The sequence below is a fragment of the Pseudomonas sp. TNT3 genome, from assembly GCF_010095445.2.
Lineage (GTDB): Bacteria > Pseudomonadota > Gammaproteobacteria > Pseudomonadales > Pseudomonadaceae > Aquipseudomonas.
The window spans coordinates 35,130-55,543 of the sequence record NZ_WFGV02000041.1; the positions used below are offsets into that span (position 1 = coordinate 35,130).

Consider the following 20,414-nt stretch of genomic DNA (forward strand, 5'->3'; position numbering starts at 1 on the left):
GACGCGCGCCTCGCCACAGGTTACTCATCGCTCGCCGTTTCTGCTAACTGACTCGCTCGCGAAGGTGTCACTCGATCAACCTTTTATGCCCACCCAGGTGAAGCACAACGGCAACTGCGCCTTTTGCTGCTGATACCGGTCATACAGCTCTTCGCGGTTGGAGTGCGGGTATTCCTTGAAGTGACTGATGCGCAACCCGGCATCAAGGGCGCCGCTGAACATGGCGCCCAGTGTGTGCACGAACCAGTACGAAGCAGGTGCCTGCTGTTCGACCTTGCCTTCGTAGACGATGGGCTGGGTTTGCACGAAGGGTTCGCTGCGAAAGTACGAACTGTCCGGGCGGTACGGATCATTTGCTTCGGGGTCGAACATTTCCAGGAACGGGTGGGTTTCGTAGATCACCAACGCGCCACCGGGTTTGAGGATCTGCGCGACATGGCGGAAGAATTCAGCGATGTCCGGCATCCAGTTCAAAACCCCGATCGTGATCAGCGCCAAGTCGAATTGTTCGTGAAGTTCGGTGGGCAGGTGATGGATGTCGGCTTCGATGAACGTCGCGCAATGGGGCGAACGGGCGGCGAGTTCCCGCGCCTGATCGAGAAAGGCTTGCGACTGATCGATACCGACAACGCTGCGGGCACCCAATGCGAAGAGTGAGAGGCTTTCCCGGCCATTGTTGCAGCCCACTTGCACGGCGTCTTTGCCGGCCACGCCGACGTGTTCCAACACCCCGCGCAAGGTGTCGTCGATGCAGCTGAAATCGCTGTGCGTGACAGCCTCGAGCAATGCCGGCCATTCAGGGGAATCCTTGTGATGACGGGCAGAGTCGTTCCACGCATCGCGGTTGCTGGCGATGGCTGTTTCGTTGGTCAGCATTTCCATTGCAGGCTCCAGAACTCGGGTCTCGATTGAAGGCCACGAGTGTAGGTGAGCGTTCTGGAAATACCCATTTTGGGTTTGTTGGAATGTTGTAAAGGGTGGGCTGCACATCACTGCTGCCGGGAAGAACGCGTGCTGTGTAGGAGCTGGTAGGAGCTGTCGAGTGAAACGAGGCAGCTCCTACAGGGGATCGCGTGCGCTGAAGCTCGGAGTCGCTGCCTACCAGCTATAGTTAATGACCTTGGGGAAACGCAGCAAAACCGGTTACGCAGGTGCAGCCATGAAAACAAGCAAACTGACGTTTACGTTAGCGTTCTGCCTCATCACCGCCCAGGGCGTTCAGGCCGATGACAGTCTGATGCAAACCGACACCTCCAACAGTGAGCTCCAGTACTACGGCGCGGACCAGCCTTTCGCTCACCCCTCCCCGCCGTCCCTGAGCACGATACCGCCGGGGGCCTACATCCCGGCGTCACCGCAAACCTTCATCCCGATTTCCAGCCAGCACACGTTCTCCGACTCGCGCCTGCCGACGATCGCCGACGCCACCGTTCGCGTGTTCATCCGCTCCTACGACCCGGAACGCGGTGTCTACGTGAACGAAGAAGTCCAGGACCCCACATGCTTGCTCGCCTGCCGCAGCCGGGGACCGTCGTTATGACCTGACTACCATTGCCGTTTGTCCGGGCGCGAGAGGCCGAGTTTTTCGATCCGGTAGCGCAGCATGTCACGGCTCAGGCCCAGCAATCGTGCGGACTTGGTCACGTTCCAGTCGGTTTTGTCGAGCATCTTGCGCACCATGTCGCGCTCCACTTCCGGCAGGTTCATCGACTCGGTGCCGTTGTAGGTCGGGCGTGGCTCGAAGTGCTGTGGCTCCTGCAACACGGGCGGGTCGTCCACCAGGCTCAGGCACACGTTCAGTTGATGCGAAGCAATGGTGTCGCTCTGGGCCAGCAGCACGGTCTGCTCGAGCATGTTGCGCAACTCGCGCACGTTGCCCGGCCAGCTGTAGCTCAGCAGCAGCTCTTCGGCCTGGTCGCTGAAATGCAGGTTCGGCTTGCCATAGCGTTTACCGTGGGCGCCCAGGAAGTGCCGGGCCAGCAACAGGATGTCTTCGCCACGGGCATACAGACGCGGCACCTTGATCGAGATGATCCGCAGCCGAAAAAAAAGGTCGCGACGAAACTTGCCCTGCTGGACCATCTGTTCAAGGTTGCAATTGGTGGCGCTGATCACCCGCAAGTCGACCTTGCGCTCCTTGACCGAACCGACCCGGCGGATGGTCCGGTCTTCCAGCAGCTTGAGCAGCTTGGCCTGCAGCAGCAGGTCCATCTCGCCCACTTCATCGAGAAACAAGGTCCCGCCATCGGCGGCTTCCACCAGCCCGACGCGACGGTCCTTGGCGTCGGTGAACGCGCCCTTCTCATGGCCGAACAGTTCGGATTCCACGAGGTTGGACGGAATCGACGCGCAGTTGAACTCAATGAACGGCCCTTTGCTGCGCGGCCCGTCGAAATGCAGCGCCCGCGCCACCAGTTCTTTACCGGTACCCGTCTCGCCTTCCACCAACACGGGCGGCAGGTCGGTATTGGCCATGCGCCGCTCGGCGTCGAGCAATTGCGCGATAGTGCCTTTGAGGTATTGCATGGGTGCCGATTCGCCGATCAAGGCCTGCACGCCAGACTTCTGCGCTTCGCGCTCTTGATAGAACGACAGTGTGCGTTCCATGCGGTCAGTCGCCAGGGCCTTGTCCAACAGCAACTTAAGCTCCGGCAAGGCCACCGGTTTGGTGACGTAATGGAACGCCCCTTCTTTCATCGCCACCACGGCGTCTTCGACGTTGCCGTAGCCGGTCATCATGATCACTTTCAGGTCCGGCGCGCTGACGCGCAGCTTCTGGATCAGATCGTGACCGCTCATGCCCGGCAAGGAGTTGTCGGTCAGCACCACGTCCGGCGCGAACGTGCGCAATTGCTCCAGTGCATCTTCGGCCGAGTGGCAGACCGTCACCTCGAAGTCCTTGCGCTCCAGGTAGGTCTGAATATTCTCGGCGAGAAGTTCGTCATCCTCGACCAGCAGTATGCTGTGTTCCATATTCCCCTCCCGTTGCTACTTTAAAGTTGAGACAGACGCGAGTTCCCTCCTGCTCTCGGCTGGTCAGTTCGACCGAGCCATCGAAACGCTCCATTATTCTTTTGACCAACGCCAGGCCCACCCCCAACCCACCTTGTTTGGTGGTGAAGAACGGCTTGAAGACCATTTGTTGCTGTTGCGCAGTCATGCCCTTGCCGGTATCGCTCAATGTCATGCTCAGGTACCCGGCCTGGGCTGCATCGAATTCGATGGTCAACACGCCCCCCTTGGGCATGGCTTCCAGGGCATTGGCAAACAGGCTATTGAGAATTTGCGTGAGCAGCACGCGCTGGCTGACGATCGGTTCGACCGCCAGCGGCGTGAAGCGCACTTCGACGTTAGAACGCTTGATCAGCGCATCAAAGGCGCTGAGCGTATCGTCGACGGCGAGCATCAAGTCCACCGCTTCGGAGTCGTCATTGGCCGGTCGCAGGGACACCAGCAACTCACGCACCCAGCGGGACATGCGATCGACCTGACTGATGATGTCGCCAATGTTCTTTTGTGCACTCTGGCTGGCAATTTCCTGGGCCAGTTCGGCACTGGAGCGGATGTTCGCCAACGGGTTGCGCAAACTGTGAGCCACCGCCGAGGACATCTCGCCCAAGGCGACGAAGGTTTCATTGGCGATCAATTGGGTTTGCTGGCTCTGCAGCAATGTGGCCGCCCGCCGCACGATCCAGAACAACCCCAGATAAATCACTGCGCCGCCCAGTGCGGTCGCCAGCCAGATCGCCTTGAAGCCGCGCTGGATACGGGCCACCAGGTCCACCGGTTCCTTGTAGATTTCCACCATGGCGATGACTTTGCTTTTGTCGGCATTGAACATCGGGATGTAGTTTTCGATGAACAGATATTCGGGCTCGCGCAACAGTCGCTGTTCAGGACGCTCGTCATCAATCTCGTGGTAGCTGGTGGACACCGCTTCCTTCATTTCAAAGGATTTGTCGAGCTCATCGTCGTCTTCAATGCGCACACCGATCAGCTCAGGGTTGGTCGACCACACCACCGTGCGATCGAGGGCGTACACGGTCGCCAACAGAATGTCCGGCAGATGCTCCACGTGGTCGAGAAACTCGATGCGCGCATTCGCTCGGGTCCCGGGGTCGACGTCGGGATAAGCATTGTCATCGCGCGGGTCGAGCATTTCGCCCATGGTCCGGTTGGGGTTGATCGACGCGTGACGGATTTCCGCCGCACCGATGGCCTGGATGAATTGCGCGGTCAGCATGGAGTCGCGCTCGATACTCTCCTGGACCACAAACCGCGTGGAAATGAAACCCAATCCCAACGCCACGACCGTGATGATCAAAAAACTGCCGACGGAAAACCAGCGCAGCAGATTGAACTGGATGGGCCAGCCCTTACGCTCTGCGGCCGGTACCGGCGCAGGTAGTTGTTGTTCTGATCTCGGCATGGGCGTATTCCGCTTTGCTTCTACAGCGGTATTTCAAGTCAGTGTAGGTGGCATTAATCGCCACCGACGGTCCAATGATAGTATTTCGCCGCTATTGTGTTTGAGCGGCCAGTGTTTGCTGGCGCTGCGTCTCTTCCTGCAAGAAATCGATGATGGACTGCGCCGATTGTTCATCCATTCGCAGGTTGGGCATCGGGATCTTTTCGAAGCGTTCGAACAGCTCCACGGCAATCGGGTCCTTTTCCGCCAGCATGCGGTCCGGCTCGCGAATCCAGCGGTTCAGCCAGGCCGGATCGCGCTGACGGGTCACACCAATCAGGTCCGGCCCGATGCTGCGCATGCCGATGCCCTGCCCGTCTTGCGGGCCGAGGCTATGACACGAGGCGCAGCGGGTGCGGAACAGCTCTTCACCGTTACTCGGCGGGCGGATCTCGGGCGCATCGGCGTAGCTTTCTTCGATACTGGGTTGCTTCCAGTTCTGCAAGGTGTTGGCCAGTTGGTCCGCCAGAATCCACGGATTCTCAAAGGGCGAGGCTTTCATCCAGCGACCGGTTTCCTGGTTGCCCACGATCAGGCTCAGGTTGTGGTCCTTGCTGCGGCCATTGTCGACGCCTTCGATGAACAGACCGAGCTTGTGCCGCAACTCGGTGACATCGGCGAATTCCCCGGTGAGAAATTGCCAGCCCGGTCCGACCTTGAACCGTTGTGCATAGGCCTTGAGCACTTCGGGCGTATCGCTCAAGGGATCAATGCTGATGGAGTAGAAAAAGATGTCCTTGCCGACCCGGTCACCCAGCAGCGTTTGCACCTGGCGCAGTCGCGCGGTTTCCAGGGGGCAGGAATCGCTGCACGAGGTGAAGATGAAATTGATCACCACCACCTTGCCCTTGATCAGGTCATCGAAAAAATGCACCTGCCGACCGTTCTGGTCGGTCAGCAGGGTGTTGGGGAAATAGTCGCCGCCCCAGGGTGTCGCCGACGGGGTCGGCGGCGCTGCAACCTCGTGAGCCACCAGCACCTGACTGCCCAGCAGACAGGTCACCAGCAGCAGCACGAGGTGCATGCCCAGGGCGCGGGAGCGCGGCGTGTGTGGTGTTGTGTCGGCTCCCGTGCGATTCATTTTGTCACCGTCACTTGCGGGCCAAAGCCGTCGCCATTGCGGAAGGTTGGCAGCGCGGCCGAGTTGACGTAACGAACACCGTCCCAGCTGGGCAGAGGCGTTGGCATCAACTGGAATTGCCCTGGCTTCTCAATGTCCCAGCGCAGCAGCATGGAGTTGTCTTCATGCTGGGTGTTGTGACAGTGCTCCATGTACGTCCCGGCGAATTCGCGGAAGTTGATCGCCATCTCGACGCTGTCCAGGCCATCGTTTTCCGAGCCGATCCGATACACGTCCTTACGCGCCCATTTTTCCCATTCCGGTGGTGTCTTGCCGCCGCGACTGAGGATGATCCCCTCCTCGAAGTGCACATGCACCGGATGGCTCCAGCCTTTGCCGCCAGCCTTGATGTTCCACACCTCCAGGGTACCGAAGCCACTGACGCCCGCGTCGGTCGGACCGGTTTTCAACTGGGTGGCGGTGTTCAAACGCCGAGGGTCCATGTGGAAACCAAAACCGCCGTCAGTCTTGACCGTCCACGGTGCTTCATCGGTGCCGTCGGAACGGCCGAAGGTGAAGGTGCGGTGACGGGCCTGGGCCAGCAATACCTTGTCGGCTGCGTTGTCGCGGTGGATTTTCAGCGGGATCATCACCATGCCTTCAGCCTTGCCCGGTTTGGCCGGTTCATAGGCCGCCGGGTCCATCGCCAGGTCCTGACCGGTGTAGGCCTTGACGTTGAGCTGCAGCATTTTGCCCACGCCGGGATCACCCTTGTCCCACTGCGGTCCTTTGCTGCTTTGCTTGATCACCGCGAGGTATTTTTCCGAGAGCACATCCGCCAGCTCGATGGGTTCTTTGGGTCCCTTGCCGTCGTCGTGGGCCATCAGGTTGACCACGAATATCTTGTCGCCGGCCTTGATGCCGTTTTTCGCAAAGTTGACGATGATGTCGAAGCGTTCAGCGATGCCTTGGGTCGGCAGAATCGCGAAGTGATTCTTTTTATTGCCATCCGCGTCCAGGTCCATGGTGCCGTCAAACGGCACGCTGTGCTCCATGATGTTGCCGTCGTTGGCGATCATGTGGAACGGCACGCGAGCGTAGGAAACCCCGGAGTTCTTCGGCCCCTGGAACTCGCCACTGGTGCCCTTGATCTCGCGCACGATGGCGAACTTGAAATAGCGCGACACCGAGCCATTGAGGATACGGAACCGGTAGCTGCGAGCACGCACATCCAGGGCCGGTTTCCACTGCCAGTTGACCAGCACCTGGTCACCGAGGAAGCCGTCGGTGTTGAAGGGGTTGAACCACAGTTGACCGCTCTGATCCCACGCCTTGTCGGCGAACACCAGATTGACGTCATAGTCGCGGTTGCCCCACGGCAAGGCACTGCCGCTGGGGAAGCGCAGGTTGACGCCGTCGTTGACCGACTCGTTGCCGCGATCCAGGGCGCTGTAGTAATTCATCATCGCCGCGTTGCCCTTGTAGACGTTCTGCGCGGTGAAATCGAGCATGTGGTCGTGGAACCAGTGGGTGCTCATGGTTTCGCGCCAGTCGCCACGAATCTTGATCGTGCCGTTCTCGCAGGTCTTGCGGCTGGGGCTGAGGTCGTTGGTCCACAGGGTTTCCCCCGGTGCGCAAGGGAACGCCGCACGCGGATCATGGGCGTCGGTATTGATGCTGTCATAACCGGCCAACTGGATCGGCCAGCGATAGTCGTAGTACTGGCCGGGGAAGAAAAACGCGTTGGCATAACCGTCGCTTTCCGCCGGTGCGTGACCGTTGTGTTCGTGGGTACTGATGGTGTGCAGGCCAAAGCCCATGTTCGCTGCCGGGTCGATCGGCAAGCCGTTGTAGTGGCGCATCAGCACGGGCTGTCCGTAACGGACCATCAACAACTTGGGTGGCAGGGTGCCGTCGAAGGTCCACACCGAGTTGTGATTCTGTATCGGCATGCTTGGATGGAAACGCGCGTCGACGCCCTTGGCAGTGCCATCGGTTGCCGGTACGCCAGCGACATTGTGATAAAGGCCACCGGGACCGAACTCGCCCACCGCATAACCGTGCATCTGACGACTGTCACGCAAGCCGCTATTGACTCGCGCGCCGGTCTGTACGGTCTTGTAGGCCAATTGCGGGTAGAACTCGTTCCAGCGTTGATGGGACCAACCCTTTCCTGGCGGGCGGCCTTCGGCAGACGAGCCGATGTGCCGGTTGAGGAAATATTCGATCTGCGCCTGCCACGGGTTGCGGTCGACCACGTTGGAGAACTGGCTCGGGAAAGGTGTCAGCCCCGGTTGGCGCAAGAAGGCATCGAGTGCCGCACTCGGTGGCGCACTGCGCGCCGCATTGGTGGGATCTTGCTGTGGCGCCGGGCCGATGGCCGCCGGCGGAAATGGCAACGGCGCTGCTGGCGTGGTGGGGTCGAGTTTTTCCGGGCCGAACTCTTCGAACAGTACCAACTGTTGCGTGAACGGCTGCGCGCCAAACAACGGGCTTGGCTTGCCGTTGGTGGGGTAATTGAAACTGGTCTGCACCGTCGGCGGCAGGATGTTTTCCTGGCGCGTGGTGGCTCGGCTGCCTTTGACGCCATCGGGCAGGTCGAAAGAATCTTCGTTGGCCTCGGGCATGGTCAGGATGGCGTTCAAGGCGCCCGGCTTGTCCTCGGGCTCATCGTAGTAAGCCGAGGGGTCCGTGGTTTCGGGCTGTCGTTCATCATCGATAGGGCTGGCGCGCAACGTCGCCGAGCCCAGGGTGACAGTGAGCACGACGCTCAGAGGCGCCATCAGACCGAACCATTTGAAGGGGTGCCGCGCTTTTATGTCCATCACCAGCCGCCTCGAAGTCATGAAGGGGGTGCTGGTGTTTTTGCAAGGAGCTCGCCATATTTGTAACAAGTTTATACAAAAGTATTAATACTCAACAAAACAATGGCTTAACAACATCAATGTGCCACGACTGAAAAAACGACTGGGGAATGACACCCGCTACCGGGGAAAGTTCGCACCCGTTTTCAGGGGGTAAGTTTGAACGTCAGACGGACACAGGTGCCCTCGCCCTCACGGCTTTCCAGGGTTACCGAGCCACCGAACCGCTCCATGATCCGCTTGACCAATACCAGGCCAACGCCCAGCCCGCCTTGCTTGGTGGTGAAGAATGGACGGAACGCCATCTTGCGTTGCTCCGCCGTCATGCCCTTGCCGTTGTCGCTCACCACCACGCTCACCGTTTGATCGTCGGTCGACTCCAGCCGGATGCTCAGCGTGCCGCCCTTGTCCATGGCTTCCAGTGCGTTGGACAGCACACTGTTGAGGATCTGGGACAACTGCACCTGCTGGCTGAGCACCATGGGGGTCGTCGCGGGCGCGAACTCAACCTGGATCGAGGCCTTGGCGATCTGCTGCTCGAACGCCATCAGGCTGTCGTGCAACGCCGCAACCAGGTTCACCGACTCCGCTTCATCATTGAGCGGACGCAAGGATTGCAGCAGCTCCCTCACCCATTTCGACATCCGGTCCACCTGACCGATGATGTCATTGATGTTCTTGCGCGCCGCGCCCGCGTCGAACTCCAGGGCCAGCTCGGCACTGGAGCGGATGGTTGCCAACGGATTGCGCAAACTGTGGGCCACCGCCGAAGACATTTCACCCAGGGCGACAAAGGTTTCGTTGGTGATCAATTGCTTCTGCTGCGCCGCCAGCAAAATCGCCGCGCGCCGCACGATCCAGTACAGCCCCAGGTAAATCAGGCCACCACCCAACGCGGTGGCCAGCCAGATCAACAGCAGTCCGCGCTCCATGCGATCGATCAGGTCCTTGGGTTCCTTGTAGATCTCCACCATCGCCGTGACCTTGTCACCGTCGGCATCGAACAGCGGAATGTAGTTTTCAATAAAGATGTATTCCGGTGGCGTGACGAACTTCTGCTCCATGCGCGTTTTGTCGACGTCATGGTAACTGGCAGATACCGGAATCCTGGACTTGAACGCTTCTTCCAGGTCTTCATCGGAGTGGATCGCGGTGCCCATCAAGGCCGGGTTGGTCGACCAGATCACGGTGCGGTCAGGCGCATAGATGTTGGCCAGGATCACGTCCGGCAAATGCTCGATGTGGTCCAGAAACTCACCGCGAGCCGCCGCGCGTGCCAGCGGATCGACGTCGGGAAAATTCCTGTCCTGGCGCGGATCGAGCAACTCGCCCATGGTTCGCACGTGAGGGATCGAGACATGACGTACTTCGGCCGACGCGATCGCCTGTATGAACTGCGAGGTCAGCAACGCATCACGCTGCACGCTCTCGGTAATAACAAACCGCGTCGACACCGCCCCCAGCGCCACTGCCACCGTGCCGATCACCGCCAGGCTGATCAGCGAAAACCAGCGCAGCAGATTGAACGGCTGCTTTCGCGTGCTCACACGGGCATCGCCCTGCTCGGCCTGGAGCGTTTGAGTTGGCAAATTCATCGACGACATTCCTGGTGGATTCCCCTATAGGGTTATAGCCCACTCGCTGATGTTTGCCCGATTCCGGGGATTGCCGCCCCCCCAATCCCCCCCGCCCCCATCTACCCCCAACTGTGGGGACAGAGGCCCGTCGGGTTTTTCCGCAGAAAGCCTTCCGTGTACCAGCGCAAGCCTGTACGCCGGGGCTGTGCGGGCGATTTTTGTGTGTTGGTATGGAAGTTGCCAAAACCCCTCTTAACTGGCCCATCCCCCAGGGACAGGTCTCCGATAGAGGGAATACTCATGCACCCTTTACTGTCCAAAACGGCGGCCGTCCTGGTCGTCAGTGCTCTAGCTCAAGGTGTCGCTCAGGCGGCGCTGTTTGCGGTCGATCCCGGACCCTACTTGCCCGACAACGGTGGCTTCGCCGCCTGGTACCAGGACACGCATGGTCGAACTCTCGACCTGTGCCTGTCCAAGGCCGTGAGCTCTCGCGTACCCGGTGCACCGGGCGCCCCGAGCTACATGTGCAACCTGTTGCCGACGCCGGGGGTTTTCGACGATGCGCAACCGGTGGTCTTCCCCACCAACTTCCCCGATGAAGCCTTCTGGTTCACCGCTGACGGTGCAATCGTCGATGCGGCCAGGGGCATCGATCTGGCCTATGGCTCAGCCATCGAAGCGGCCTTCGCCGCCGAAGAACCGGTGGAAGGTGATCAGGTCAGCTTCGCCCGCGTCCGGATTCGTGTCGACGTGCCCACCGCCGGCACCTACGTGATCACCCACCCCTACGGCGTCGATGTGTTCAACATCGACACCCCCGGGCGGCGGGCGATCAACATGACCCGGGACATCGGTATCGGTTCGCCAAAAACCTACGACGGCGCGCTCAAGGGTGACGTCGGCCCGTTCCTGCGCAGCGTCAACGGTCCCTACACCGAGACCAACCCGGTAACCGGCAGCGCAGAACAATTCGTCGGCGACCCCAACCTCAATGAGGCGGTCACCGGCAGCCCGTTCAACACCAACTACATCCGCATCGAAGGGCCCAATGGCCTGGACCTGCGCACCACGGTGTTTGCCATCTCGGGCAAATTATCGACCGTGGTGCGCCCGACACCGATGATCACCCAGCGCAGCACTTACTCGCGCAAGGCTGGTGACAGCGCACCGGTCGCCCAACAAGACGTTTTCGTGATGGCGCCACCGCCACCGGCCACCGTTGCCCTCACCAGCAGCACGCCGGTCCTGAACCTGAGCGAAGCCGACACCACCGGCAACTGGTACGCGCAGTCCTCGGTCAACCCGACGCTGCCAACCACCTTGCAAGTGACCGCCGACAACCACCTCGCCATCGCCAGCAGCACGCCGACCACGCTGCCCATGGCGCTGACCGACCTGGTGGTGATCCAGCGTGCCGAGTACAGCCTGAGTTCCGGGCAACTCACCCTTGAGGCCTCGACCAGCGATGAAACATCGCCGCCGGTGCTCACGGCAACGTCCAGCACCGGCGCAGCGATCGGTGCACTGAGTGGCGATGGCTCGGTGAAAAGCCTGGCCACCGGCATCTCGCCAATCCCGCCGGCCAAGGTTCGCGTGACGTCATCCAATGGCGGCAGCGACACCGAAGAAGTGGTCATCGTGCAATGAACGCCCACATGCCCAGATCCTCATCAGGAGGCATCATGAACAATTGGCCACGCCTGGCGCTCAATGCCCTGGGACTGACTCTATCGCTGTCCGGCAGCGCCTTCGCGCAACTCGCGACCGTCGACCCTGGCCCCTACACCTTTGCCACGGGGAAATTCCCCATGTGGTACCAGGACAACAATCTGCTGTCGATGGAACTGTGCCAGTCCCGGGCCGCGAGCTCGCGGGTGCCGGCCACCGTACCACCGGCCTACATGTGCACCCTGCTGCCGGAACCGGGCATCTACGACGACACCCAGCCGATGATATTCCCGGATAACTGGCCACCGGAGGCGTTCTGGTTCCTCGCCGAGACCGCTATTGCCGACAACGGTGCAGGCTATGGCGTGGACGCCTACGTCGCCGGGATTGAAGCGGCATTCGCGTCGGAAAATCCTGTCGATGGCGATCAGCAAAGCTTCGCGCGGATTCGTATCCGGGTGAACGTGCCCACCGCCGGTACCTACACCATTACCCACCCGTATGGCGTGGAAACGGTCAACGTCACCGCACCTGGACGCCGGGCAATCAACATCACCCGCGACGTCGGTATCGGTGCTCCCGGCAACTTCACCGGCGCCGTGGGTGGTGCCATCGGGCCCTTCCTGCAAAGCGTCAACGGTCCCTACACCGAGGTGAACCCGGACACCGGCTCGGTGGAAACTTTCGTCGGCGACCCGAACCTCACCGAGCAGGTCACCGGAAGCCCTTTCGACACCAACTTTTTGCGCATCACAGGTCCAGCAGGCACCATCCAGACCAACCTCTTTACCCTCTCGGGCAAGAAGCTGGACAACCGCGCCCAGACCCACGTCGAGCTGGATCGCGCGACTTACCGGCGTACCACGTCGGGCGGCAACAGCAACGTCCAGGTCGAGGTATTCGCCAAGGCAGACAACAGCTCGACCCTGTGCTTCCGTGAGTCCATCGCACTGGTTCCCGGACCACCGTTGACCCCCTGCCAGACCACGCTGCTGGGCGACAACACCGGGCTGTTCTTCGGTCAGCGCCTGGCCAACGGCCCCGTGCCTCCGGTCGTGGTGGTCACCGCCACCAACCCGAGCGGCACCACGCGCCCAACGGCAGTATCGAGCAAGCTCACGGACCTCGTGAAAATCCAGACCGCTCGCTACAGCTGGAGTAATCACAGCCTGCTGATCGAAGCGACCTCGTCTGACGAAGTGGCGGTGCCAGACATGGTCGCCCAGGGCTACGGACGCCTGTCGAAGTCCGGCACTCTGCAAAAAATCACCATTGCCGACCTGTCTCAGCCACCCGCTACCGTGACGGTGAAATCCGCTGCGGGCGGCAGTGACACCGAGCCGGTCGTGGTCGTCGGCAGCGCCCCCAACGTCGGAGAAAACCAGCCGCCGCTGGCCGTCGCCGATACCGGCAGCACCAGCTTCGGCGTGCCCATCACCCTCAACCTGCTGACCAACGACAGTGATCCCGACGGCAACACGCCGCTGAGCATCACGGCGCTGACCCAACCGGCTGCGGGCCAGGGCACTGTGGCATTGAGCGGCGCGGCTGCAGTGATCTACACCCCGCCTGCAGTGGTCAACGCCCCGCTGACCACCACGTTCACCTACAAGGCGCAAGACATCAAAGGCCTGGCCTCGACCGCTGCGGCGACCGTGACCATCACCGTGGCGCCTAACCAGGCACCGGTGGCCGTCAACGATGCCATTGCAACCCTGGGCGTGGCGGTACCGATCAGCGTGCTGGCCAACGATACCGATCCGGAAGGCAACGTGCCGTTAGCGGTGAACAGTTTCACTCAACCGGCGGCAGGTCGCGGCACCGTCAGCAGTAACGGTACGGTGCTCACCTACACCCCGCCGGCCACTGTGACGACGGCTTTCACCACGACCTTCACCTACATCGCCCGGGACAGCTTCGGCGCCCTGTCGACAGCCCCGGCGACGGTCACCGTACAAGTCTCGCCACGGCCTGCTGCGGAGAATTTCGCAGTGACTGCGGCCACGGTGTCGGCACGCTCCAACAACCGCTTCACCTGGGACTTCACCGGGACGTCATCGGTGACCACCGGCAACACCATCACCGTGCAGGTCAGCACCCCGACGGGCCCGGTCACCCTGGGCACCACCACGGTGCCGGTGACCGGTCGCTGGAGGCTGACGGTGAGCAACAGCACCACGGTGATTCCGTCGGCGAACCCGACCGCCACCATCACCTCGTCCCAAGGCACCGTGCGTACGGTGTCGGTAACGGCGAACTGAGCCTTCGCCCCATCGACCTTCGGGTGGATGGGGCGGGTCTCTTCCAACAGGACAACGCCATGAAGACTTCGACCGCCGCCCTGCTCTGCCTGCTCCTGCTTTGCAGCAGTGCGGGTGTGCGCGCCGACGATTTGATGGAAAACGACGACCTGGCACCCGGTGCCGACCTCGGCGAGTTGCCGCCGCCCATCGGGCAGCAAGCGCTGATCAACCAGAACGGACAGGCCAACGTGGCACTGGTCAACCAGAACGGCCAGTCGCTGCTCGGCAACATCGTCCAGTCCGGCAGTAATCAGGAGGCTTTCATCCTCCAGCAAGGCAACGACCTGATGGCAATGATCAACCAGCAAGGTTCGGGCAACAACGCCGAGATCACCCAGACCGGCAGCCACAACCGCGCGCAGATATCCCAAAACGGCAAAAACAACGACGCCTCCATCGACCAGGCCGGCACGGGGCTTTCCAGCGCCGTTTCCCAGTCCGGCAATGGCATGAGCGTTTCGGTCAAACAATATCGCTAAAGCACTGCACTACCTGGAGGTTTCATCATGTTCAAACTGACGCCCCTCACCGCCGCCATCCTGGTCATTGTCAGTGCCCAGGCCATGGCTGACGACAGTGTCTCGACCCAGAGACAATTCGGTGATGCCAACATCGCCAATGTCAAACAAAGCGTGGCGCCCTTCGCCACCGCCACCCAGCAGCAATTCGGTCAAGGCAATGACGCCGCCGCCGTGCAAGACACCGCGACCAGCAGCATCGACCAGAACCAGACCGGCGACTACAACGCCGGCTACGCCGAGCAGCTGTTCGAAGACGGCAGCACCATCGTTCAGCAGCAAGTCGGTGCGCTCAACACCACCCATGCCAGCCAGTCCATCGGTCTGACCGGCAACCAGGCCGTGCAACAACAGCAAGGCAGCGGCAACTTCTCGTTCCTGTACCAAGACAGCCAGCAAGGCTCGTCAGGGTTCACCTTCCAGTTCGGTGACAGCAACGAAGCCAACATCGAACAAATGGAACTGGGGGACGCCAACACCGCTACCGTCACTCAATACGGCACCGCCAACTACGGCACCGCCGAACAGGTAGGTCATTCGGGAGGCCAGATCGCGATCAACCAGAGCGGCACCAACAACTATGCCTATGGCGATCAGCGCAGCGGCGTCGGTGGCACCGTGACCATCAACCAGTTTGGCGACATGAACGGCAGCGAAGTCTGGCAGTTCGGCCAGGCCGCCAGCCAGGTCCTCGTCAATCAATATGGCGGAGCCAACGAAGCCATCGTCGACCAGAGCTTCGGCTCGAACAACGTTGCCCAGGTCCTGCAAGTCGGCGACCTCAACGCCATCTACGCTGACCAGTTCGAATCAATCGGCTCGACCCTGGCGCTGTACCAGCAAGGCACCAGCAACGTGCACTTCACTTACCAGAGCGGCGACAGCCACGTGCTCAATGCCACCTCGGTGGGCAGCGACAACAAGGTCTACGCCAGCAACTGGAAAGGCCCACAAACCGGTGGCCAGTTCGGCACCAACCAACGCGCGACCGTCACCCAGGCCGGCAATGGCAACGTAGCCAACTTCACCCAGGACGGCGTCGGCCAAATCATGACCACCCTCCAGTCCGGTTCCGGCAACAAAACCACGGTCAGCCAGGCCGACTCCTACAACGAGCTGTACTTCGACCAGAACGGCAGCGACAACATCCTCATCGCCGACCAGCGCGGCACCACCAACCTGGTCCAGGGCTCTTCCCACGGCACGGGTAACAGCAGCGAGTTCGATCAGTCGGGCACCGGTAACCAGGCGTTTACCAATCAGATGTATGGCAGCGATAACCAGATCACGGTTAAACAGGCCGACAGCATGAACGTCGCGTACGTGACTCAAGGCGGGACGGCGAACACTGCCAATGTGGATCAGAGTGGCGTGAACCAGATGGCGACGGTGCAGCAGTTTGGGGCGGCTAACTCGGCGACTGTTTTGCAGCAGTGATTGGGTAGGCGAAAAAAAACCGCGGCCTTGGGGTCGCGGTTTTTTTATTATTTAGATAACGCCGAAAACCTTGTTCTTTAATTTGATAACCCAAGCAATCCAGCAAGCTGTGGAGCATAAGACCCTTTTAATTCAAAGTGATCATTTCTAATTTTTAAGGCAGCCCTATCTAACACCACTTTAACATCAAACAATTCGTCGTAATATTTATTTGCTGCATTGAAACCAGGATACTCACTCGACGGAATCGCCGGATCGAATTGATTATCAAGAGTCTTATTCAATCTGCGCGTAGAAAAAGGCCCCTTGATTTGCTCGCCCGACCGACGCTTTATATAGTTAAGTAATTTAAGCCGTTCAGCGCTACTGGTAGACAGCGCAGACAGTCCTCCTAACCGTTCGCTTTCTCTACTTAACTTCAACAGATCGCCAGAAAACTTGGAACCCAATTGCGCCCGCTTGGTTTCATCCCTATTTAATAGTTCAAAACGCTCCATCGCTTTTGCGCCTGCCAAAGGCCGTATATCCGGTTTCAATTTAAACACCTTCCCATCCGACTCCATCCTTCCGGTGACCACTAAAGACTGCACTGCTTTCTGCCTACTTAGTCCGTTTGCGTATGATCGATTGCGCCAATTCAAAAGCATCGATTTGATAGCGCCAGAAACATTTCCAGTCGGATCATATCGATTAATCGGATCTCCCAAACAGTATGCATAAGTATTTATTCCTCCCCTGCCAAACGAACTCAAACTGTCGGGACTGTTAAATCGCATCAACACAGGATTAAACGCCCGGTGACCATGACCCAGTAAATAATGCCCTGTCACCGGGTCAGGTCGTTCGCCGGCAAATCCCAACAGGCTGGTTAACCCGCTTTCAGCAAGAGGGTGTCCATAGGGCGTGTAAGCGATGGATTGCTTTGATGGACTTCTATCGAGCGTCTGCAGCACAGAACGTTGCAGGTCAGTTGCCAACAGCGTGGTATCGAATACATCACCCTCTCGCTGTTGCTGTGCCAGCAGCAGACCACCGTGCTGCACGATGGAATGCCCCATAGCGCCATGAATCTCGGTGGCCAATCGGGTTTTGCAGTAAAACCGCTGATGCGTGGGTGCATGTGTTTGAGTTTGGTTGATCAGGCGATCCAGCGGATCGTAGCGGTACTGGCAGAGCAACGCGGCTTGTTGAACAGACACTGGACGCTCCGGGCTTTCAAGGTCAGGGCGTTTGAGTATCTGCTTGAAAGCCACAGACGAGAACTATCAGAACTGTTAGGTTTTCCGGGTGGTAGCCACTTCGCAACTTTCGAACCTGTGATCATTTATGCTCAATAAGAGAACCTATTAGCATGCCTCACTAAATGGCTTCGCCCTAATCAGCGAATCATCGACCGACACTGTGCAATACTGATCAATTTTCGATTGATCGAAGAAGGTGATCGACATGACGAGCATTCACTGCCTGTTCCCAATCGCCATAGTTTGAATAAGAACCAGATCCTATTTCTTTACTCACGCCGTCTCGGACACTGCGACTATATTCCACCAGGGTTTTCGGCCCCTTAACAGCCGGATCAATTTTCGTCAACGCAACGCTAGTCACACCTCTCAAAATCGGATACTCATCAACGCTGCGAAGGCCTGCATCAAATAGAGAATCATCAACTAATGGAGTTGTGGAACTCAAATCAAGGCGGAGTGGGCGACCGAGTTTACGTTGAGCCACCAGGTAAGTTTTTAGATTGCTGAGCGAGGATTTCTCCGATAGATCAGCCAAAGGCTTGGAAATCCTAGAAAGTTTATCCATGTCAGTCCGATCAAGGTATTTTGCAATATTATTAAAGATATCAAAATGAACACTCTCAAGCGCACTGAGACTGGTGATATTTTCTAACAAGGTTATATCCGACATCTTCGTAATCAAATTCAGAACAGGAACCATATGACCTGTCGGATCTGTAAAACTTACCGGGTCTCCCAGGCAGTAGCCATATGCATTTAATCCACCCTTCCCAAATGGACTCCAACTGTCCGGACTATTGAATCGCATCAACACCGGATTAAATGCTCGATAACCATTGCCCAATAAATAATGACCTGTGACCGTGTCATGTCGTTCGCCGGCAAAACCCAACAGGATGGTTAAGCCGCTTTCCTTTGGAAGGTGGCCGTAAGGCATGTATGTAAAAGATTCCTTCGATGGACTTTTATCGAGGGTATGCAGCACAGAGCGTTGCAGGTCAGTTGCCAGCAGCGTGGTATCGATGACATCGCCCTCTCGCTGTTGCTCTGCCAGCAGCTGGCCACCGTGCTGGACGATGGACCGCCCCATGCTCCCCTGAATCTCGGTGGCCAGTCGGCTTTTGCAGTAAAAACGCTGATGCGTGGGTGCATGTGTTTGAGTTTGGTTGATCAGGCGATCCAGCGGATCGTAGCGGTACTGGCAAAGCAACGCGGCTTGTTGAACAGACATTGGACGCTCCGAGCTTTCAAGGTCAGGGCGTTTGAGTATCTGCTGGGTCGCAACGGGTGGGAACTATCAGAACTGTTAGGTTTGCTGGAGTGGCGACCCTTCTGGAAGTGATAGCCCGGGGATTGTTCGCTGCAGGTGAGATACCTGTGGCGAGGGAGCTCGTCGCACCGTCCCGCTGGGCTGCGTAGCGGGCTCAAAACCTATGCCCAGTGTGTGTGTCAGGCAAACACTGCTGGCAGGTTTTGGGACTGCTGCGCAGTCCAGCGGGAGTGAACTCCCTCGCCACAGGCGGTCGCGTGGCGGCAGGGCAGGCTTGTTAACTGTCCTGCCGTCATCGCTAGCAAGCTCGCTCCCCCCAGGAGGGTGAGCCTTCAGGCTATGGGGTCGAGGTTGTCCAGTGCCTGGTTAACGGCCAGGTCGGCCAGCATGATGATCTGCTGGATGCCCAGCAACATGCTGCGCTGTGGACCTTCCAGGAAGGTGGCGAAATCGCTGGCCATGATGCTTGCCGACGCCAATGACTCGCAGGCGTTTGCCAGCAGGCTTTCGGTGTCCATGTCCGCGACGATTGCGTACATCTTGCCCGGGTTGTGGGGGGTGGTTTTTTTCAGGACTTCGGCTTTGAGGTGGAGGCTGGAGTCGGGGTTGGCGGTGGGGTTTTCGGGGTTTGATTCGGGGGGATTGGGGGTTGGTTTGACCATGGTGAAGCTCCTGTCTGGGTTGGAACCACCGAGACCAGTCGCTAAACAGGTAAAGGTGGCAACTGTATGCAGGTTAGCGAACCGGTACAGGAACCCGGTAGACCCGAAGGTCTCCCACATACAGCCGCCATAACGCTAAATCGCCGATACATATCACGGCGAAAAAGGCTTTCGTGCTGTTGTCCTGAACTCGGGTCGCTAAACCCGATCGCTGAGTTTTCAGCGATGCGGGGACGATAGAGACCCAGGCCAAGGCGCACAAGCCGGCGGATTCTGGCGTAGTTGTAGGCAGTGACGCAAGACGATGTAGTTTCAATCCTGGTCCTACAACTCCGTCTGACATCATCGATATTTTCTCCTACAACTATGTCTGACTCTCCTCATTCCTGTGGCGAGGGAGCTTGCTCCCGCTTGGCTGCGAAGCGGCCCCAAAAACCGTGTTCCGGGTGTATCAGACAAACCCGGTTGGCTGTTAGTGGGACTGCTGCGCAGTCCAGCGGGAGTAAACTCCCTCGCCACGGGGTTCGCGTGGCGGCAGGGGCAGGTTTGTTGTCTGTACTGCCGTCATCGCGAGCAGGCTCACTCCCACGGGGTGAACTGACTTTCCTGATCCCTGTGGCGAGGGAGCTTGCTCCCGCTGGGCTGCGTAGCGGCCCCAAAAACTGTGCAGGGAGAGTGTCAGGCAAACCCGGTTAGCTGGTCATGGGACTGCTGCGCAGTCCAGCGGGAGTGAACTCCCTCGCCACGGGGGTTCGTGTGGCGGCAGGGGCTGGTTTGTTGTCTGTACTGCCGTCATCGCGAGCAGACTCACTCCCACAGGGTGAACTGACTTTCCTCATTCCTGTGGCGAGGGAGCTTGCTCCCGCTGGGCTGCGTAGCGGCCCCAAAAACTGTGCAGGGAGAGTGTCAGGCAAACCCGGTTAGCTGGTCATGGGACTGCTGCGCAGTCCAGCGGGAGTGAACTCCCTCGCCACAGGGGTTCGCGTGCGGCAGGGGCTGGTTTGTTGTCTGTACTGCCGTCATCGCGAGCAGACTCACTACCACAGGGTGAACTGACTCTCCTCATTCCTGTGGCGAGGGAGCTTGCTCCCGCTGGGCTGCGTAGCGGCCCCAAAAAACCTATGTAATGAGTGTGTCAGGCAAACCCGGTTGGCTGGTCATGGGACTGCTGCGCAGTCCAGCGGGAGTGAACTCCCTCGCCACGGGGGTTCGTGTGGCGGCAGGGGCTGGTTTGTTGTCTGTACTGCCGTCATCGCGAGCAGACTCACTACCACAGGGTGAACTGACTCTCCTCATTCCTGTGGCGAGGGAGCTTGCTCCCGCTGGGCTGCGTAGCGGCCCCA

At 59.2% G+C, this 20,414-nt stretch carries 14 protein-coding genes; 5 read left to right on the forward strand and 9 right to left on the reverse strand.

The window, feature by feature from the left end; genetic code table 11:
• Positions 1-75: 75 nt before the first annotated feature.
• Entirely contained in the window at positions 76-882 is an 807-nt protein-coding gene (locus GBC55_RS21625; protein ID WP_162439500.1) for a class I SAM-dependent methyltransferase, read from the reverse strand.
• 277 nt (positions 883-1,159) lie between these two features.
• Here GBC55_RS21625 and GBC55_RS21630 point away from each other — a divergent pair, with 277 nt between their 5' ends.
• Entirely contained in the window at positions 1,160-1,540 is a 381-nt protein-coding gene (locus GBC55_RS21630) for a hypothetical protein (RefSeq protein ID WP_162439499.1), read from the forward strand.
• Positions 1,541-1,545: 5 nt separating this feature from the next.
• Here the strand turns inward: GBC55_RS21630 and GBC55_RS21635 are convergent, their stop codons facing one another.
• The 5 genes from GBC55_RS21635 to GBC55_RS21655 all read right to left on the reverse strand — a co-directional run bounded on the left by GBC55_RS21635 (position 1,546) and on the right by GBC55_RS21655 (position 9,987).
• Complete coding sequence (locus tag GBC55_RS21635; RefSeq protein ID WP_162439498.1) at positions 1,546-2,973, reverse strand: sigma-54 dependent transcriptional regulator; 1,428 nt, start codon at positions 2,971-2,973, stop codon at positions 1,546-1,548.
• Positions 2,942-4,429, reverse strand: a complete 1,488-nt coding sequence (locus tag GBC55_RS21640) for an ATP-binding protein (RefSeq protein ID WP_162439497.1) — start codon at positions 4,427-4,429, stop codon at positions 2,942-2,944. Before GBC55_RS21640 ends, GBC55_RS21635 begins: the two co-directional genes overlap by 32 nt.
• A gap of 91 nt (positions 4,430-4,520) precedes the next feature.
• Entirely contained in the window at positions 4,521-5,549 is a 1,029-nt protein-coding gene (locus GBC55_RS21645) for an SCO family protein (RefSeq protein WP_162439496.1), read from the reverse strand.
• The gene (locus tag GBC55_RS21650) at positions 5,546-8,353 is read right to left on the reverse strand and encodes a multicopper oxidase domain-containing protein (protein ID WP_162439495.1); all 2,808 of its coding nucleotides are present in this window, start codon (positions 8,351-8,353) and stop codon (positions 5,546-5,548) included. The genes GBC55_RS21645 and GBC55_RS21650 overlap by 4 nt, the downstream gene beginning before the upstream one ends.
• A gap of 185 nt (positions 8,354-8,538) precedes the next feature.
• On the reverse strand, positions 8,539-9,987 hold the full coding sequence (locus GBC55_RS21655) for a HAMP domain-containing sensor histidine kinase (RefSeq protein WP_162439494.1): 1,449 nt from the start codon (positions 9,985-9,987) through the stop codon (positions 8,539-8,541).
• Positions 9,988-10,269: 282 nt separating this feature from the next.
• Here GBC55_RS21655 and GBC55_RS21660 point away from each other — a divergent pair, with 282 nt between their 5' ends.
• Genes GBC55_RS21660 through GBC55_RS21675 form a run of 4 tightly spaced genes read left to right on the forward strand, consistent with a single transcriptional unit; the run spans position 10,270 to position 15,895 of the window.
• The gene (locus tag GBC55_RS21660; RefSeq protein WP_162439493.1) at positions 10,270-11,616 is read left to right on the forward strand and encodes a hypothetical protein; all 1,347 of its coding nucleotides are present in this window, start codon (positions 10,270-10,272) and stop codon (positions 11,614-11,616) included.
• 35 nt (positions 11,617-11,651) lie between these two features.
• Positions 11,652-13,898, forward strand: coding sequence for an Ig-like domain-containing protein (locus tag GBC55_RS21665; protein ID WP_162439492.1), 2,247 nt, complete (start codon positions 11,652-11,654; stop codon positions 13,896-13,898).
• A gap of 59 nt (positions 13,899-13,957) precedes the next feature.
• Positions 13,958-14,419 carry a curlin gene (locus GBC55_RS21670; RefSeq protein WP_162439491.1) on the forward strand — a complete coding sequence of 154 codons (462 nt, stop codon included), beginning with the start codon at positions 13,958-13,960 and terminating at the stop codon, positions 14,417-14,419.
• Between the two features lie 27 nt (positions 14,420-14,446).
• Positions 14,447-15,895, forward strand: coding sequence for a curlin (locus GBC55_RS21675; protein WP_162439490.1), 1,449 nt, complete (start codon positions 14,447-14,449; stop codon positions 15,893-15,895).
• Positions 15,896-15,972: 77 nt separating this feature from the next.
• Here the strand turns inward: GBC55_RS21675 and GBC55_RS21680 are convergent, their stop codons facing one another.
• The 3 genes from GBC55_RS21680 to GBC55_RS21690 form a co-directional block, all read right to left on the reverse strand.
• On the reverse strand, positions 15,973-17,094 hold the full coding sequence (locus GBC55_RS21680) for an RHS repeat-associated core domain-containing protein (protein ID WP_162439489.1): 1,122 nt from the start codon (positions 17,092-17,094) through the stop codon (positions 15,973-15,975).
• 214 nt (positions 17,095-17,308) lie between these two features.
• Positions 17,309-18,370, reverse strand: coding sequence for an RHS repeat-associated core domain-containing protein (locus GBC55_RS21685; protein ID WP_162439488.1), 1,062 nt, complete (start codon positions 18,368-18,370; stop codon positions 17,309-17,311).
• A 371-nt stretch (positions 18,371-18,741) separates the two neighbouring features.
• Positions 18,742-19,071, reverse strand: coding sequence for a DUF6124 family protein (locus GBC55_RS21690; protein WP_162439487.1), 330 nt, complete (start codon positions 19,069-19,071; stop codon positions 18,742-18,744).
• Positions 19,072-20,414 lie beyond the last annotated feature (1,343 nt).